Origin of the sequence: Actinoplanes sp. NPDC049598, from assembly GCF_040675435.1 — a bacterium.
Lineage (GTDB): Bacteria > Actinomycetota > Actinomycetes > Mycobacteriales > Micromonosporaceae > Actinoplanes.
Genome location: NZ_JBFAOX010000001.1, coordinates 791,615 through 811,120, shown reverse-complemented (window position 1 = coordinate 811,120; position 19,506 = coordinate 791,615). Strand labels below are relative to the sequence as shown.

Genomic DNA, 19,506 nt, shown 5'->3' with positions numbered 1-19,506 from the left:
CGGCGCCGGGCGCGACGAGCGTGGCCTGGTCGAGCCCGGCCAGCGCCTCCCGCCAGGCGGTCTCGGCCGCGGCCCGGTCGGCGCCGGCGAGCCACCGCAGGTAGTCCCGGTACGGCCGCGGCGCGGGCAGCGACCGGCCGGCGTACAGGTCGAAGAGCTCCCGGACGGCCAGCGGCGTCGACCATCCGTCGAGGAGCACGTGGTGGTTGGTGAGCACCAGCCGGTGGCGCTGCTCGCCGAGCCGGACCAGGGTGAGGCGCAGCAGCGGGGCGGCCGCGAGGTCGAACGCCCGCCCCCGGTCGTCGGCCGCGAACCGCGCGAACTCGTCCTCGGTCAGGTCCAGGACCTGCCAGGGCAGCGACACCTCGGCCGCGACAACCTGCCGCAGCGCACCACCCGGGCCGGCCACGAAGCTGGCGCGCAGCGAGGGATGCCGGTCGAGCAGCGCCTGCCCCGCCGCCGCCATCCGCTCGGCGTCGACCGGGCCGGAGAGTTCGATGACTTGCTGCACGACGTACGGATCCACGTCGTCGGCCACCGCGGCGAGGAAGACCAGGCCCTCCTGCAACGGCGACAGCGGCCACACGTCCTCGAGGCCACCGGCCCGCAGGGAAAGGGCGTCGACCTCGTCCTGGGCCAGGCCGGCGAGGAGCAGATCGGACGGGGTGTGCCCGCCCGGGGCCTCGGCGAGGCGAGCCAGCGCGTCAAACCAGGAATCGGCCAGGGCCCGTACGGCATCCTCGGTGAGCACGCCGTCCGGATAGGTCAGCGCGAGAGTCAGCCGGTCGTCCGGCCAGGAGGCGTTGACCTCCAGGGCCCGCGCCAAAGGCATCGCGGGGTCGGCGTCGCCATCGAGGCCACCGATCGGCGCCCAGTCCTCGCTGAGCGAGTCGCCGCCGCTGAAGCGGCCGAGATAGTTGACGAGGATCTGCGGCTCGCGCGCGCCGGCCAGCTGCGGGCGGAGCAGGCCGTACCCGGCGCCGTGGCCGGGCACGGCCCGCAGCTGTTCCTTGATGCGCTTGAGCGCGGTCGCCGGGTCGGCGCCGCCCGGGCTCAGGCGCACCGGGTACTCGGTGGTGAACCAGCCGACCGTGCGGGACAGGTCGGCCTCGGTGCTGTCGCGCCCGTGCCCTTCCAGCTCGACGAGCACGTCCCGCCCGCCGAGCGCGACGGCGAGCCCGGCCAGCAGCACCTCGGTGACGCCGGTGTGGAACGCGGCCGGCACGCCGGACAGGACTGCGGCGTCCCTCGAGACCGTGACCGTGCGGGCGGTGGCCACGGTGTCCCGTGCCGGGTCGACCGGCCGGGCCCCGAGCAGGGGCTCGTCGGCGTCAACGACGTCGCGCCAGTAGGGCAGCTCGGCCGGATCGGGCCGGAGGGCTCGGGCCCACTCGCGGAACGAGGTGGCCACGGGCGGCAACACGATCGGCTTTCCGGCGAGCACAGCAGCCCACGCCTCAGCGATGTCGGCCAGCAGGATCCGCCACGAGACCCCGTCGACCACGGTGTGGTGCACGACGATCTCGACCTGCCCCGGCGTCCACACCACCCGCAGCGGAACACCCTCCCCGGGGCGGAGCCGGTCCGCGCCGATGACGGTCGCGGCGGTGAGCGAGCCGGGCGGCGGCACGGTCAGGCCGGCCGAGGGGGTCCAGCGGGCCCGCAGCAGGTCGTGCCGGTCGAGCAGCGCCTGCACGACCGCCTCCAGCCGGGCCGCGGTCAGCGCGGCCGGCGCCCGCAGCACCATGGACTGGCTGTACCGCTCGGCCGGTCCGTTGTCCCGCAGCCAGGCCAGCATCGGCGTCAGCGGCACGTCACCCAGCCCGGCCGAGGAGTCCGAGACCGTCGGGACGGTGGCGGGCGCCGCCACCGCGGCCAGCGCGGCCACGGTACGCAGCTCGAAGATCTGCCGGGGCGTGATGCGCAACCCGGCCTGCCGGGCCCGCACCACCAGTTGAAGTGAGACGATGCTGTCACCGCCGAGCGTGAAGAAGCTGTCCTCCACCCCGACCGCGGGCAGCCCGAGCACCTCGCCGAAAAGCTTGGTCAAGGTCTCCTCGGCCGGCGTGCGGGGGGCCGCCGAGCCGGTCAGCGCGCCGAAGTCCGGCGCCGGCAGGGCCCGCTTGTCCACCTTGCCGGCCACGGTGACCGGCAGCCGGTCCAGGCCGACGAACACCGCCGGGACCAGGTGATCCGGCAGGCGCGCGGCGGCCCACTCCCGCAGCCCGTCCGGCTGCCCGACGACGTACGCCACCAAGCGGCCGTCGCGCGGCACCACTACAACCTGGCGCACCGACGGGTGCTCGCTCAGGACGGCGGCCACCTCGCCCGGCTCGACCCGGAAGCCACGGATCTTCACCTGGTCGTCGGCCCGGCCCACGAACTCCAGCTGGCCGTCCGCGTTCCACCGCACCACGTCACCCGTGCGGTACATCCGCTCGCCCGGCGCCCACGGATCGGCCACGAAACGGGTGGCGGTCAGCCCGGCGCGATCCTTGTACCCACGCCCGAGCTGAGCCCCGGACAGGTAGAGCTCTCCGGCGACGCCCGGCGCGACTGGCCGCAGCCAACCGTCCAGGACGTACGCCCGGGTGTTGGCGATGGGCCGGCCGACGATCGGCGTCCCGCTGTCCGAGACCCGGGCCATCAGCGTGTCGACCGTGCACTCCGTCGGTCCGTACAGGTTGACGCCGTGGGTCTTCTGCAGGGCTTCCCACAGCGCGGGACCGGCCGCCTCGCCGCCGATCAGGACCAGGGCGGGCACGTGGCCGGAGCCGAGCAGGCCCGCGTTGACCAGTTCCTGCCCGAGCGATGGGGTGACGTCCAGCGCCTCGATGCGGTGCCGGCGAACGTAGGCGACGAACAGGTCGGCGTCGCGCCGGGTCTCGTCGTCGAGCAGGTGTATCTCGTGCCCGGCGACGAGCCAGAGCAGGGCTTCCCACGAGGTGTCGAAGACCAGGGCGGCTGAGAGCGCCACCGGGAAGCGCCGGTCCACCGCGAAGATCCGTTCACGGTGGTGGTGGAACAGGTTGGCCAGGCTCGCGTGCTCGACCACCACGCCCTTGGGCCGCCCCGTCGAACCCGAGGTGTAAATCAAGTAGGCGCCCGACCGCGGATCGATCACCGGCAGCGGCGCGTCCGCCGTCTCCTTCAGGAGCGCGGGTGTCACGACAACAGCGGGCGCGGCATCCTCCAGGAGGTACTCGATACGCTCCTGCGGATAGTCGACGTCGATCGGCAGATAGATGCTGCCCGACTTCAGGGCGGCCAGCCAGGCGACGATCGCGTCCTCGCTGCGCGGCAACAGGACCGCGACGACCTTCTCCGGGCCGGCCCCGTGGGCCACGAGCACGCGAGCCAACCGCTCCACGCGCGCCTGCAACTCGCCGTACGTCAGGGAAGCGTCACGGAAGCGCAGAGCGACAGCACCGGGCTCCTGGGCGTCGAACGCGTCGAGCAGCAAGGAGGACGGCACGGGGAACGCCGTGTCGATCGGGACGAGCGATCCCGCCGGCGGGATCGCGGCGAGTCGCCCGTCCGGTGCGGCCGCGAAGGCTTCGAGCAGCGCGGCGATCCGGTCGAGCACGCGGACGGCGGTGTCCCGGTCGACGGCGTCGGCCCGGTACTCCGCGCCCAGCGCGATCTCCTTGGCCCCCGGCACCACGGTCAGCGTCAGCGGGTAGTGCGTGGCGTCGGTTCCCGTCACGGCGGCCAGGCGCAGGCCCGCCGCGTCCTGCAGCGTCCGCAACCCGTCCTCGTCGAGCGGGTAGCTCTCGAACACGAGCAGCGAGTCGAAGAGCGCCCCGGCCCCGGCCTGCCGCTGGATGGTCGCCAGCCCGACGTGCTGGTGGTCCAGCAGGGCGGCCTGCTCTGCCTGCACCCGCGCGAGATAGCCCGCCCAGGTGTCGGTGGGCCGAGGACGGATGCGTACCGGCACGGTGTTGATGAACAGGCCGACCATGTCCTCCACACCGGCCAGCGCGCCCGGCCGGCCCGAGACGGTCGCCCCGAAGACGACGTCGTCCCGGCCGGTCAGCTCGGCCAGCACAAGCGCGTAAGCGCCCTGCACGACGGTGTTCAGCGTCAGGCCGAGCCCCCGGGCCACCTCGGCGACCCGGACGACGTCCACCTGACGCTCGATGATTTCCGGCTCCGCGGCGGCCCGCTCGACACCCGGCGCCACCAGAGTGGCCTCGGAGACGCCGGCCAGCGACGACGCCCAGGCCCGCTCCGCCGCGTCCCGGTCCTGCCGGGCGACCCAGGCGAGATAGTCCTTGTACGGCCGGGCCGCGGGCGGCTTGGCGCCCGCGTAGAAGGTGAGCAGGTCGCGGACGACCAGCGGGGCCGACCAGCCGTCGAGCAGGATGTGGTGGGCGGTCAGCACCAGGCGGTGCTGCTCCTCGCCCATCGCGAGAAGCGTCCAGCGCAGCAACGGCGGGCGCGCGAGGTCGAACGGCCGGCGGCGCTCGGCCGCGATCAGCTCATCGGGGTCGCCCGCGTGGTCGACGATGGTGAAGTCGGCGGCCAGCGCGGCCGGGATGAGCTGCACCGGCTGCCCGGCCTTGCGGGGCCGGAAGGCCGCCCGCAGGTTGGCGTGCCGGTCCTGCACCGCCTGGGCCGCCGCCCGCAGCCGGTCCGCGTCCAGCGGTCCGTCGAGCGTCAGCACCTGCTGCACGACGTACACGTCCGGCCCGTCGCCCGCGTAGGTGGACAGGAAGTAGAGACCCTCCTGCAGCGGCGACAAAGGCAGGATGTCCTGCAGTCCGCCCGGGCTGGTCACAGAAGCCTCCACTCGTCGGTGAACTCGTCGATCTCGTCCTGGCTGAGGGTGACCAGCAGGTCGGAGGGGGTGTGGCCGCCACCGTCGAGGGCGGCGGCGCGGAGGCCCTCCAGGGCGGCCCGCCAGCGCTCGGCGAGCGCGGTCACGTCCGCCCCGGTGAGCACTCCGTCCACGTAGGAGAAGCGGATGTCGAGCTCGGGACCGGTGGGCCGGTCGGCCGTGGCGGCGTTGACTTCCAGCGCCTGCCCGGCCGGGAAGGCGGGGTCGAGCCCGTCGCCCAGGGTGTCGTTCTCGGCCGCCGCGACCCAGTCGCCGTCGCCGGCGGCCATCCGGCCGAGATAGTTGAACAGGATCTCCGGGGCCGGCCGGCCACGTAGCGCCTCGGCCGAGCCCGGGTGGAGATAGCGCAGCAGCCCGTATCCGGCGCCGCTGTCGGGCACGGCCCGCAGCTGTTCCTTGACCCGCTTGAGGGCCGGGCCGGGGTCGTCGCCACCCGGGTCGAGCCGCACCGGGAACTCGGTGGTGAACCAGCCGGCCGTACGGGTGAGGTCGCTGCCGGGCACCAGTTGCTCCTCCCGGCCGTGGCCCTCGAGGCGCAGGAGCACGCCGTGCCGGGCCGTCTCGGGCCGCCACTGCCGCACGGCCAGGGCCAGCCCGGCCAGCAGCACGTCCTGCACGCCGGCGTGGAACGCCTCGGGCACGGTGGTCAGCAAGGGCGCGGTCTCGTCCGGGGCGAGGCGCAGGGTGTGGTGGCGCAACTGCGAAACGGTGTCCCCACGGACGATAGGGCGGGCGCCGATGGCCGCGGCGGGCCCGTCGACGACACCGAGCCAGTACGGCAGCTCGGCCGCCCGGTCGCGCGCCGCCGACTCCAGGCTCCGGGCCCATCCTCGAAACGACGTACCGGATCGGGTCAAGGTCTTGCCCTCGGCCGCGGTGGCCAGGTCCTCGACGATCACGCGCCAGGAGACGCCGTCCACCACGAGGTGGTGCGCGACCAGAAGCAGCCGGGCGTCCGCCTCGAACCACACCGCCTCGACCATTCGTCCCTGGGCCGGGTCGAGACGACCGACTGCGGCGGCGTGTTCTTCCCGCAAGCTGCCGCGCGCCGGGCGCAGCGAGGGCGTCACACCGGCAGGCGGCACCACGAGCCCGTCCCCGGTCCATCGGGCGCGCAGCACGTCGTGCCGGTCGAGCACGGCCTGCAGAGCGGCCTCGAGCACGTCCACCGTCAGCGATCCCGGAACCCGTACCAGCAAGGACTGGTTGAAGGAGGCGATCGGCGCGTCCTGCTCGCGCAGCCAGGCCATGATGGGGGTCAGCGGCACCTCGCCGACCGCCACCGCGGCCGGTTCCGCGGCCCCCGGGGCGGCCCCGGCCACCTCGGCCAGCGCGGCGACGGTCTGGTGCTCGAAGACCTGCCGGGCCGAGAGCTCGAGACCGGCCGCGCGGGCCCGGGCGACGAGTTGCAGGGCGACGATGCTGTCCCCGCCGAGGGCGAAGAAGCCCTCCCCGGCGCCGACCTCGTCCAGACCGAGCACCTCGGCGAAGAGCGTGGCCAGCAGCTCCTGCAGCACCGTGGCGGGCCGCTCGACGGCCCGCTCGAGAACGGGGTCGGGCAGACGCGTCCGGTCGATCTTGCCGGCGGTCGTGCGGGGCAGGGCATCGAGGACGACGATGGCCGCCGGCACCAGGTGATCCGGAAGCCGCCGGGCGAGCCACGCCTTGACGGCGGCGGCGTCCACCGAACCCTCGACGTAGCCGATCAGGCGGCCCTCGCGGGCGACCACCACGGCGTACCGGACGCCGGTGTGCTCGACCAGGACCGAGGCGACCTCGCCGGGCTCGATCCGGAAGCCGCGGATCTTCACCTGGTCGTCGGCCCGGCCGAGGAACTCCAGCTGCCCGTCGCGGGTGCGCCGGACCAGGTCGCCGGTTCGGTACATGGCGGCGCCGGGCGCGCCGAACGGGTCGGCCACGAACCGGGACGCGGTCATCGCCGGCTGTCCGAGGTAGCCGCGGGCCAGACCCGCGCCGGCCAGATAAAGCTCGCCGGGAACGCCCGGCACGACCGGCCTGAGGGCGGAGTCGAGGACGTACGCGCTCTTGTTGCGGTCCGGCCGGCCGATCAGCACCGGGCCGTCCGGTTCGCATTCCCAGTAGGTCGAGTTGACGGTCGCCTCCGTCGGCCCGTACGCGTTGAGCATCCGGTGCGTCGCCGTCCAGCGCCGGACCAGCTCCGGCGGGCAGCGGTCGGCGCCGGTCACGACGGTCACGCCGGGCGGCAGCGAGCCCTCGGGCAGCGCGCCGAGGGCGGCCGGCGGCAATGCGAAGTTGGTGATGCCGTGCTCCCGGACGAAGGCGGCGAACGGCGCGCCCAGCCGGTCCGCCTCGGGCGTGATGACGAGCGTGGCCCCCCGCAGCAGCGACACCGCGAGCTCGGCCACGGTGACGTCGAAGCTCGGCGAGGCGAACTGGGCGATCCGGCTCCCCTCGCTCACCCGCCACAGCTCGGCGAAGGTCTCGCTCAGGTCGAACAGGCCGGCGTGCGGCACCACCACGCCCTTGGGCTTGCCGGTCGATCCGGAGGTGTAGATGACGTACGCCGCGTGGGCGGCCCGCAGGTCGGCCCGCGGCACCTCGCTGTCGTCGTCGGCCAGGTCGCCGGGGTGGACGACCGGCACGCCGGGTGGCACGGTGGCCGTGCCCCGGGCGGCTATCACCAGCACGGGCGTCGCGTCCTCGGCCAGGGCGGCCACCCGCTCGGCCGGGTAGGACGGGTCGACCGGCAGGTAGGCGCCGCCGGCCTTGGACACGGCCAGCTCGGCCGCGAACAGGTCGGCCGAACGCGGCAGCAGCACCATGACGATCCGGTCCGGGCCGACGCCGCACTCCTTGAGCCGCCGGGCGAGCCGGTTGGTCCGCCGGTCGAGCTCGGCGTAGGTGAGGCGCAGCGGGCCGTCCTCGATGGCGAGCCCGTCCGGGGTGCGCTCGGCCTGGGCGGTGAACAGATCCGGGAGCGTGACCTCCGGCGTGGTTCCGCGAACGCCCTGCCACCCCGCGGCGAGCGCCTCCCGTTCCTCGGTCCCGAAGATGTCGAGATCGGAGACGCGCCGCGCGGGGTCCGCCACCGCGCCGGTCACCAGCCGCGCCAGCCGGGCGGCCAGCGTCGCGGCGGTCTCCCGGTCGAACAGGTCGGTGCTGTATTCGATGACGCCCTGCAGGCCGTCCACGCCGTCCTGCTCGGTGACGACCACGCCGAGGTCGAACTGGGCCACCCCGGTGTCGATCGGCAGCGGCGTGCTGGTGAGGCCGGGCAGCCCGGGCGTCTCGGCCGGCACGTGCTGGAAGGCGGCCATCACCTGGAACAGCGGGTTCCGGCCGAGCGACCGCTCCGGGTTGACGGCCTCCACGACCCGCTCGAACGGCACGTCGGCGTGACCGAACGCGGCCAGATCGGTGGCGCGGATCCGGTGCAGCAGCTCGGCGAACGTCGGGTCGCCGCTGACGTCGGCCCGCAGCACGAGGGTGTTGACGAAGAACCCGGCGAGCCGGTCGAGACGCTGATCGGGGCGCCCGGCGACCGGGCTGCCGAGCGGGATGTCGGTGCCCGCGCCCAGCCGGCTCAGCAGGGCCGCGAGGGCGGCCTGCAGGACCATGAAGGGCGTGGTGCCGGTACGCCGGGCGAGTTCCCGAAGGCGACGATGGCCGTCGGCCCCCACCTCAAACGGCACGATGCCACCACCGTGCGAGGCCACCGCGGGCCGCGGCCGGTCGGCCGGCAGCTCCAGCTCGGCCGGAATCCCGGCCAGGGTCTCGCGCCAGAAGTCGAGCTGCCGCTCCTGCACCTGGCCGAGCAGGTCGTGGTGCCAGAGCGTGTAATCGGCGTACTGGACGGGCAGCGGGGCCCAGTCGGGCTCGGCTCCCCGGGCCCGGGCCGCGTAGGCGAGGCCGAGGTCGGCCAGCAGCCGGCCCTCGGACCACTCGTCGGTCACGATGTGGTGCAGCAGGAGCAACAGCACGTGCCGGTCGGGGCCGAGCACGAACAGGTGCGGGCGCACCAGCAGCTCCGCGGCCAGATCGAAGCCGTGGCGGGCCGCGCCGGCGAGCAGCCCGGGCAGCTCGTCCTCCGAGCACTCGACCTGTCGCCATTCCGGCCGCGCGTCGGCGAGGATCCGCTGGGCGGGCCGCCCGTCGACGGTCGGGAAGACCGTGCGCAGGCTCTCGTGGCGGGCCAGCACATCGTCCAGGGCGGCGCGCAGCGCGGGCGCGTCGAGCCGCCCCTCCAGGCGCAGCGCGAAAGCCACGTTGTAGGTCGGGCCGGGGCCGTTGAGCTGGTGGTGCAGCCAGAGCCGGTGCTGCGCGGGCGAGACCGGCAGCGGATCAGGCCGCTCGGCCACGGTCAGCTCGGGCAGCCCGGCCTGGGGCCCGGTCCGTTCCAGATGGGCGGCCAGCGCGGCCACGGTCGGCGCGTCGAACACCTCACGCACCGACAGCGGAACGCCGAAGGCCGACCGGACCCGCGCGGCGAGCGAGGTGACGGTCAGCGAATGCCCGCCCAGGGCGAAGAAATCGTCGTTCGTTCCCACGGTTCCGAGGCCGAGCACCTCCGCGAAGAGCCCGCACAGGATCTCCTCGGCCGGCGTGCGCGGCGTCTCCGAACCCGTCAGCGCGCCGAAGTCCGGCACCGGCAGGGCCCGCTTGTCCACCTTCCCGGCCACCGTCACCGGCAGCGTCTCCAGCGCCACGACAACGCCGGGGACGAGGTGGTCGGGCATCCGCTCGGCGGCCCACTCCCGCAGGCCGTCGGTCCTTCCCACGACGTACGCGACCAAGCGCCCCTCGATCGCCACGACCACCGCCTGCGTCACCGCCGGGTGCTCGCTCAGCAGCGCGGCCACCTCGCCCGGCTCGACCCGGAAGCCGCGGATCTTCACCTGGTCGTCGGCCCGGCCCACGTACTCCAGCCGGCCGTCGGCGGTCCATCGCACGACATCGCCCGTGCGGTACATCCGCTGCCCCGGCTGCCACGGATCGGCGACGAAACGGGTCGCCGTCAGGCCCGCGCGGTTCTTGTAGCCCCGGCCGAGCTGGGCCCCGGACAGATAGAGCTCGCCGGTCTCGGCCGGGCGCAGCCAGTCGTCCAGGACGTAGGCGCGGGTGTTGCCGATCGGCCGGCCGACCAGCGGCGTCTCGCTGTCCGACACGGTCGCCATCAACGTGTCCACGGTGCACTCCGTCGGCCCGTACAGGTTGATGCCGTTGGTGTCCGGGGCCTCCCGCAGGGCGGCCCAGATGCGCGGGTCCGCGGCCTCGCCCCCGAGCGCGACCATCGCCGGGTGGTGACGGCCCTCGGCCAGCAACCCGGCCGCGACAAGCGGCCCGGCGAGCGACGGCGTCACGTCGAGGAAATCGATGGCGTGCTCGTCGACGTAGGCCGCGAACAGCTCGGGGTCGCGGCGCGTCTCGTCGTCGAGCAGGTGAAGCTCATGCCCGGCGGCCAGCCAGAGCAGGCCTTCCCACGAGGTGTCGAAGACCAGCGCGGCGCTCAACGCGGCCCGGATCCGCCGGCCCATGGGCTCCATCAGCCGCAGCCGGTGGTGGTGAAACAGGTTGGCCAGGCTCGCGTGCTCGACCACCACGCCCTTGGGCCGCCCGGTCGACCCCGAGGTGTAGATCAGATAGGCGCCCGTTCGCGGATCAACCACCGGCAACGGCGCGTCGGCCGTCTCGTCGAGAAGCGCGGGCGTCACCACTACGGCCGGCGCGGCGTCCTCGAGCAGGTAGTCGATGCGCTCCTGCGGATAATCCACGTCGATCGGCAGATAGATGCCACCGGACTTCAACGCGGCCAGCCACGCCACGACCGCGTCCTCCGTTCGCGGCAGCAGGACCGCGACGACCTTCTCCGGGCCGGCCCCGTGGGCCACGAGCACGCGAGCCAGTCGCTCCACGCGCGCATTCAATTGGCCGTACGTCAAGGAAGCGTCACCGAAGCGCAGAGCGACAGCACCGGGGTCCTGGGCCTCGAACGCGTCGAGCACCGTCGTCGACGGGACCTCCAGCGTTGTCTCGGCCTGTCGCCCGTTGACGGGCAGAGCCGCCATGGTGGTGCCGGGCGCGGCCACGAACGCGTCCAGGAGGGCGCGGAAGCGATTCAGCACGGCCTCGGCGGCTGCCGCGTCGTACAGATCGGGCCGGTGTTCCAGGCGCAGCCGCAGCCGGTCGTGCGGCACGACGACCAGGCTCAGCGGGTAGTGGGTGGCGTCGACCGGGATGCCACCGCCGATCCGCAGGCCACCCGCGTCCGGCACGGCCGTACCGCTCGGGTAGCTCTCGAAGACGGTCAGCGTGTCGAACAGCTCGCCCAGCCCGGCCCGGCGCTGGATCTCGGCCAGGCTCGCGTGCTGGTGGTCCAGCAGCGCGGCCTGCTCGGCCTGCACCCGGCTCAGCAGCTCGGGCCAGGTCTGCTCGGGCCGCAACCGGACCCGGACCGGCACGGTGTTGATGAACAGGCCGACCATGTCCTCCACACCGGCCAGCGCGGCCGGCCGCCCGGAGACGGTGGCGCCGAAGACGACATCCGTCCGCCCGGTGACCTCGGCCAGCAGCAGCGCCCAGGCGCCCTGCACGACCGTGTTGAGCGTCAGCCCGTGGCCGCGGGCCGCCGCCGTCAGCGCGGCCGTCGCCGTCTCGTCCAGGACGATCTCGGCGACCTCGGGCAGCGTGGTGATGGCCGGGGCGCCCGGCGCGACCAGCGTCGGCTCCGCCAGCCCCGTGAGCGTTTCCTGCCAGGCGGCCGGCGTGGCCGCCGCATCCTGCCGGGCCAGCCAGGCCAGATAGTCGCGGTACGGGCGTGGCGCGGCGACCGCCTCGCCGGCGTAGAAGGCGAACAGGTCCCGCATCGCGAGCGGCCCCGACCAGCCGTCCATGAGCAGGTGGTGCTGGGTCAGGATCAGCCGGTGGTCGTCCTCGCCGACCCGGGCCAGCACGAACCGCAGCAGCGGCGGCGCGGCCAGATCGAAGCGCCGCCGCCGTTCCGACTCCCGCAGCGCGTCGAGGTCACCCGTCTCGACCACCTCGAACGGCACCTCGACGGCACCGGGGACGACCTGGACCGGCCGGCCGTCCTCGGTGCGATCGAAGGCCCCCCGCAGGTTCGGATAGCGGTCGAGCAGCCGGGCCGCCGCGTCCCGCAGCCGCGCCGCGTCGACGGGCCCGGTCAGCGTGAAGACCTGCTGCACCGTGTAGACATCGGTCTCGTCCTCCAGCCCGGCCAGGTAGTAGAGGCCCTCCTGCAGCGGCGACAGCGGCAACACGTCCACCGCGTCCGGCCACCGCTCGGCCAGCTCCTTCTCCCCCACGCCGGCCAGCGCCACGTCGGCCGGCGTCAGCGCCCCGGCGCCGGGCTCGCTGGCGGCCGCCCGCACCGCGACCAGCGCCGCCAGCCAGTCGTCGGCCAGCCGCCGCACGTCCTGCTCGCCCAGGGCTCCGGCCGGATAGTCGAACGAGGCGCGCAGCACCGGCCCGTCCGCCGTGTCCACGGCCAGGACGTTCAGAGCAAGCCCGTACCGTACGGGCATGCGCGGCTCCGCCACCGCATGAGCGGCCGGCAGCTCGGGTGCGGGCGCCCAGTCGGCCGTCTCCCCCGCCCCGAAACGGCCGAGGTAGTTGAACAGCACCTCGGGCTCGGCGGCGGGCTCGAACGAGCCGAGGTACCGCAGCAGGCCGTAGCCGATGCCGCCGTCCGGGATCGCGCGCAGGCGCTCCTTCACCCCGCGGACGGCCGCGGCCGGGCCTCCCGCCGCGGCCGGGAGCCGCACCGGATATTCGCTGGTGAACCAGCCGACCGTACGGACGAGGTCGGCACCCGGGACGACCTGCTCCTCACGGCCGTGGCCCTCGAGACCGATCAGCGGCTCGGATCCGGGACCGGTGCGGCGCGAGAGAGCAAGCGCCAGACCCGCGAGCAGCACCTCCTGCACACCAGCCCGGAACCTCTCGGGAACCGTCGTCAGAAGCGGCGCGGTGATGGACGCGTCAACCGTCACGCTGACATGCCGCAGGGTTCCCGCCGTGTCTCGAACCGGGTCGAGCGGCCGCCCGCCCAGGCGGGTGACCGGTCCGTCCAGCGTGGCCCGCCAGCGCTCCGCCTCGCTGACCCGGTCGGTTGCGGCGGCGTTCAGCCCGAGCGCCCAGGCCCGGAAGGGAGTTCCACTCGTGAGCACTTGCCCGCCACGCGCCGCGGCGGCCAGATCCTCGGCGAGGATGCGCCACGAGACACCATCGACGACGAGGTGATGGGCGACGAGCAGCAGCCGCCCCGCCTCGTCCCCCCGGTCGAACCAGACGGCCTGCACCATCACGCCGTCCCGGGGCCGAAGCCGATCCGCCGCCGCCTCCCGCTCGACCGCGACCAGCTCGGCCAGATCCCGCCCCCGCGCGTCGACCACCCGCACCGTCAGCCCGAGCTGCCCGTCGGGCACCTGCAGCGCCCACCGCTTCGACGCCATCGCACCCTCGGTTGCCGAATTCTCGACCGCCGAGCCGTCGGCGTCCGACCCGTAGGCCGCCGGGCTCTCGGCCCCGACCGGCTCCGTGCGTGCGACGAGGCGTGCGCGCAGCAAGTCGTGCGGGGCCAGCGCCGTGCGCACGACATGTTCGATGTCCACGCCCGCGGGCGTGTGGACGAGCAGGGCCTGCGAGTAACGGTCGATCGGCGCGTCGAGCTCGCGCAGCCAGGCGATGATCGGCGTCTCGGGGACGGTGCCCACACCCGATTCGGCCACCGCCGACGTCTCGGCCGCCTCGGCCACCCGGGCCAGCTCGGCCACGCTCTGGTGCTCGAACACCTGCCGCGGCGCAATCTTCAGCCCCGCCGTCCGGGCCCGCGACACGAGCTGGATCGAGAGGATGCTGTCCCCACCGAGCGCGAAGAACCCGTCATGGCGGCCGACCGCGCCGTCCTCCACCCCGAGAAGACCGGCGACGATCCCGGCCAGCGCCGTCTCCACCGGCCCCACCGGCGCCTCGGCGGCGGTCGCGCCCGGCTCCGCCGTCAGCTCGGGCAGCGCCTGCTTGTCGAGCTTCCCACTCGCCGTCAGCGGCAGGGAATCGAGCAGCACAACCACCGGCACAAGCGGCGCCGGCAGCACCGCGGCGGCATGCTCACGCAGTTCTTCCGCGCTGACCGAGTCACCCTCCTCGCGGCTGCCGCTCGAGGGCGCGGTGCGGGCGGCGACATACGCGACGAGGTGGCCGGCGCGTGGGACGACGGCTACCTGGGTGACGGCGGGGTGGGTGGCGAGGACGGCTTCGATCTCGGCCGGCTCGACGCGGAAGCCGCGGATCTGGACCTGGTCGTCGGTGCGGCCGAGGAACTCCAGATCCCCGGCGGCCGTGCGGCGGACCAGGTCGCCGGTGCGGTAGAGACGGCTGCCGGGCGCGCCGAACGGGTCGGCGACGAAGCGGGCCGCGGTCAGCGACGGGCGGCCCAGGTAGCCGCGGGCCAGGCCGTCACCACCCAGGTAGAGCTCGCCGGGCACGCCCGGCGGGACCGGCCGCAGCCGGGCGTCGAGGACGTGCGCGGTGCGGTTCAGATCGGGGTGACCGATCAGGACCGGGCCGTCGGTCGCCGGCCAGGAGGTGGCGGTGACGGTGGCCTCGGTCGGACCGTAGGCGTTGATGAGTTTGCGGCCCCGGCGCCAGCGGGCGACCTCGTCGGCCGAGGTGGCCTCGCCGCCGACCGTCAGCGTGACGCCGGCCGGGATCGCCTCGGTGGGCAGGGCGGCGAGCAGCGCCGGCGGAAGGTCGGCGTGGGTCAGGCGGCGGGCGGTGACGAACTCGCCGAGGGCTGAGCCGAGCCGCGCCTCCTCGGGCACGATGACGAGCGTTCCGCCGGACAGGATCGAGGCGGCCAGCTCGCTGAAGGCCACGTCGACCGTCGGCGAGACGTACTGGGCCACCCGCGAGCCCGGCCCGGCGCCGAAGGTCTCGCGCACCGAGGCGACCAGCGCGGCCAGCCCGGCGTGCGGCACGACGACGCCTTTGGGGTGGCCCGTCGAGCCTGAGGTGTAGATGATGTACGCCGCGGTGGCCGGATCAGCCACCACCGACGGAGTCGAGTCGTCGTCACTCAGATCGGTGACGCCGTCGATGGTGAGCACCGGGCCGGCGTCGGCGAGCTGGTAGGCGATGCGGTCGGCCGGGTGGTGCACGTCGAGCGGGAGGTAGGTGGCGCCGGTCTTCGTGACGGCCAGCAGGGCCACCAGCAGGTCGGCCGAGCGCGGCAGGCGCACGGCGACGGCCCGCTCCGGGCCGGCGCCGTCGGCGATCAGGCGGTGGGCCAGCCGGTTGGAAAGGGCATCGAGCTCGCCGTAGGTCAGCGAGCGTTCGCCGTCCTCGACGGCCACGGCGCCGGGCCGTGCGGCGACCTGGTCGGCGAAGAGCTGGGCGAGGGTGCGGGGCGTAATCTCCCGGCGTACCCCCTGCCAGCGCGAGAAGACCGCCTCCCGCTCGCCCTCGGAGAGCAGGTCGATGTCGCCGATGGGACGGTCCGGCGCGGCCGCGACCGCCGACAGGAGCCGCGTGAAGCGGTCCGCGAGCGCGGCGGCGGTGTCGGCGTCGAACAGGTCGGCGCGGTACTCGAGGGAACCGACCAGGCCTTCCGGGCGCTCGGCGACGTCGAAGGTCAGGTCGAACTTGGCCGTGCCGGTGTCCACGAGGCGCGGCGACACGGTCAGGCCGGGGAAGCCGGCGACCTCCGGCAGCGCCGCCTGATAGGACACCATCACCTGGAAAAGCGGATGGTGGGCCAGGGACCGGGCCGGGTTGAGCTCCTCGACGAGCCGCTCGAACGGCAGATCCTGATGGGCCAGCGCGGCCAGATCGGCCTCCCGGACCCGCTGGAGCAGATCGGCGAAGGTGGGATCGCCGCTCACGTCGGTGCGGAGAACGACGGTGTTGACGAAGAACCCGACGAGCCGCTCCAGCGAGTCGTCGCCGCGGCCGGCCACGGGGGTGCCGAGCGGGATGTCGTCGCCCGCGCCCATCCGGCTCAGCAGCGCGGCCACGGCGGCCTGCACGGTCATGAACAGGGTGACGCCGTGCCGCCGGGCCAGCGCGCGCACCGCGGGGTCGACCGGGAACGAGACGACGCCGCCGGCCTGGCTCGCGCGCGCCGGCCGGGGGCGGTCGGTGGGCAGGCGCAGGCTCTCCGGGGCGCCGTCCAGGGCCGTACGCCAGTAGTCCAGCTGCCGCTCGAGGTCGAGCCGGTTGTGCCAGGCCGCGTAGTCCGCGTACCGGACCGGCAACGGCGGCCACGCCGGCGCCGGCCCGGCCACCCGGGCCGCGTAGGCGGTGGCCAGGTCGTCGAGCATCGGCGTCAGCGACCACTCGTCACCGGCGATGTGGTGCACCACCAGCAGGAGCACGTTCTCGATGAGGTGGGCCCGGATCGGCGCCTCGGCGGTGATGTCGAAGGGCTCGCGGACGGCCTCGGCGATCGACGTTCCGGCCCGCAGCTCGATGACCGCGTCGCGGACGACGGGGTGCGGCTCGCCGTCCCGGTCCACGAAGACCGTCCGCAAGGGCTCGTGGCGGGCGACGAGGTCGTTGATCGCGGCCCGCAGGGCGTCGACGTCGAGCGGTCCGTCGAGTTCCAGGGCCAAGGGCAGGTTGTACGTCGCGTTCGGCCCGTCGAGCCGCGACAGGAACCAGAGCCGGCGCTGGGCGGCCGACATCTCGTTGCCGGCGCCGCGCGTGATGGCCGTGGCCGGGCGGGCGCCGTCGATCCGGCCGGCCAGGGCGGCCACCGTCGGAGCGTCGAAGACGTCGCGCAGCGACAGGTCGGCGCCGAAGAGGGTACGGACCCGTGCCGCCACCCGGGCCGCGAGCAGCGAATGACCGCCGAGCGCGAAGAAGTCGTCCCGCCGCCCGACCGCCGGGACGCCGAGCACGTCGGCGAAGACGCCCGCGAGCATCTCCTCCTGCGGCGTGCGCAACGCGTCCTCCGCGCCCGGGCCCGAGAACGACGGCTCCGGCAGCGCGGCGCGGTCGAGCTTCCCGTTCGGTGTCATCGGCAGCTCGTCCAGCGCGACGAAGGCCGACGGCACCATGTAGTCGGGCAGCGCCTCACCGGCGACCCGGCGCAGTTCCGTGATCGAGGCGGTACCGGCGAAGTAGGCGACGAGCCGCCGGTCCCCCGGCCGGTCCTCCCGGATGACGGCCACGACCCGCTGCACGCCGTCCACCGCGCCCAGCACGGCCTCGATCTCGCCGAGCTCGATCCGGAAGCCGCGCAGCTTGACCTGGTGGTCCACGCGTCCCAGCACGTCGAAGTCGCCGCCGGGCAGGCGCCGGGCCCGGTCGCCCGTCCGGTACATCCGCTCGCCGGCCACGAACGGGTCGGCCACGAACCGGGAGGCGGTCAGCGCGGGCCGGTTGAGGTAGCCGAGCGCCACGCCCTCGCCCGCGAGGTACAGCTCGCCCGGGAAGCCGTCCGGCACCGGCCGCAGCGCCGCGTCGAGAACGTAGGCCCGGGTGTTCCAGATCGGCCGCCCGACGGAAACGGTGTCTCCCACGATGGGGGACGAAGTCGACCAGATGGTGGTCTCGGTCGGCCCGTACAGGTTCGTGACCGAGGCCGCCGTCGCCCTCAGCGCCACGGCCAGATCCGGCGGTAGCGCCTCGCCGCCGACGAGCACGCGCAGGCCCGCCACCGCCGAGGTTCCGCCCGGCACGTCGGTCAGCGCCCGCCACAGCGTCGGCGTCGCCTGCACGACCGTGGCCCCGGTGGCGGCGACCAGATCGGCCAGCACCTCGGGGTCCTGCACCGCCTCCTTGGCCGCGATCACGACCGCCGCCCCGCTCAGCAGCGGCAGGTAGAGCTCCAGGGCGGAGATGTCGAAGCTGACCGTCGTGACCGCCAGCAGCCGGTCGTCGCCGGACAGCGGGATCGAGTCGCGCATGGCCAGCAGGAAGTTGACGAGGTTGCGCCGCGTGACGACGACGCCCTTGGGGCGGCCGGTCGAGCCCGAGGTGTAGAGAACGTAGGCCGCGTCCGCGCTCACCGATCCCGGGTTCTCGAGAGCGGCGATGCCTTCCGCGTCGACCAGCAGGGCGGGGGCGCTGTCGGCCACCATCCACGCCAGCCGGTCCGCCGGGAAGGACGGGTCCAACGGCAGGTACGCGGCCCCGGTGCGCTGCACCGCAAGCAGGGTGACGAGCAGCTCCGCCGTGCGGGGCAGGCGGATCGCCACGATGCGCCCCGGCGCCGCGCCCAACGAGGCGAGACGGGCGGCGAGCTCACCGGCCCGGGCGTCCAACTCGGCGTACGTCAGCGGCGTCCCGCCCGGCGTCGTCACGGCCACCGCCGACGGCGTACGGGCCGCCTGCTCGCGCCAGAGCGCGTCGAAACCCGCCGCGGGCAAGGCGTGAACGGTGTCGTCGACCGCCGGCGCTCCCAGCAGCCCGAGGCGGCCGGTGGGCACGCCCGGATCGGTCGAGGCGAGCGTTTCGAGCAGCGCGACGAATCGGGCGGCGTGCGCGGCGAGGTCTGAATCCGAGTAGCGGGCCGGGTTTCCGTCGAACACGACCTCGAGGACGTCCCCGCCCCGGTCGTCCACGGTGATGGACAGGTCGTCGACCGGCCCGGCCGCGATGTAGCGCGGTGTGCCTCGCATCCCGGCGAAATCCAGCGAAGCCCCGAACGGCTTGATGTTGACCCACGGCCCGACCAGGCGCCGCTCGCCGCCGACCAGCCCCAGATCGCGGCGGATGTCCTCCCCGCGATACCGCTGGTGCGGCCGGATCGCCTTGATCTCCGCGGCCACCCGGCGGATCAGGTCGCCGGCGCTCTGGGCGGGGCTGACCGGGATGCACAGGGGCACCACGTTGACCGCGGTCACCGGCACCCGGGCCGCGACCGATCCGAGCCGTCCCATCATGGGCAGGCCGAGAATGACCTCGTCGCTGCCGGTCAGCCGGTGCACGTACAGGGCTGTGGCGGCCAGGATCGCCTCGACCCGGGTCGCCCCGAGTTCGTTGAGCCCCCGCCCCGCGGCCGCCGGAAGCAGCACGCGGTGACGCAGGAAGGTGGGGCTGGGTCGCGTCGGCCCGTCGGCGAGGTCCGGAACCTCCACGCCGGCCAGGCGCTCGCGCCAGAACTCGCGGTCCAGGGCCCGCTTCTCCGAGCCCTGGTACGCGACGTCCTCGGCGACCACGTCGGCCAGCGACCCGAACGGGTTGGCCGACGGCTCCGACCCCGCCGCCAGAGCCGTGTAGACCGAGGCGACCCGCTGGGCCACCAAGGCCGACGTGTACGCGTCCATGACGATGTGGTGGCAGCGCTGGTACCAGGTCCAGCGCCCGGGGCCACGGCGGATCAGCGCCTCGGCGAAGACCGGCCCCGCGGCCAGATCGATCGGGGTGGCCAGATCCGCCCGCATCCACCGGTCGGCTTCCGCGTCGTCGAGCTCGAGAATCCGAAGCTGCCACTCGGGTTCGGCCACGATCTCCTGGCGCGGCTGCTCCGCCGTACCGCCGAATCGAGCGCGCAGCGCCTCGGCCTCGCCCAGCACCCGGCGCAACGCACGCTCGAAGAGCGAGGGGTCGACGTCGCCGTCGACATCGACGGCGGCGGCCGTGGTGAAGGCCGGCCCCGGGTCGAGGTGCTGGGCGAACCAGACACCCGCCTGGGCCGCGGAGAGTTCGAGTCGATCGGGCAC

The 19,506-nt window shown here is 74.3% G+C and carries 2 protein-coding genes (1 of these 2 running past the window's edge); both read right to left on the bottom strand.

Translation table 11 applies throughout. The annotated features are described in order from the left end of the window. Positions 1 to 4,780: the 5' portion of an amino acid adenylation domain-containing protein gene (locus AB0J66_RS03995; protein WP_364655447.1), read on the bottom strand. It extends 6,875 nt beyond the left edge of the window; 4,780 of the gene's 11,655 nt are visible here — the first part of the coding sequence; its start codon is at positions 4,778 to 4,780; the stop codon falls past the left edge of the window. Beyond that, a complete protein-coding gene (locus tag AB0J66_RS03990; RefSeq protein ID WP_364655445.1) occupies positions 4,777 to 19,506 on the bottom strand; it encodes an amino acid adenylation domain-containing protein in 14,730 nt (4,909 codons plus the stop codon). The genes AB0J66_RS03995 and AB0J66_RS03990 overlap by 4 nt, the downstream gene beginning before the upstream one ends.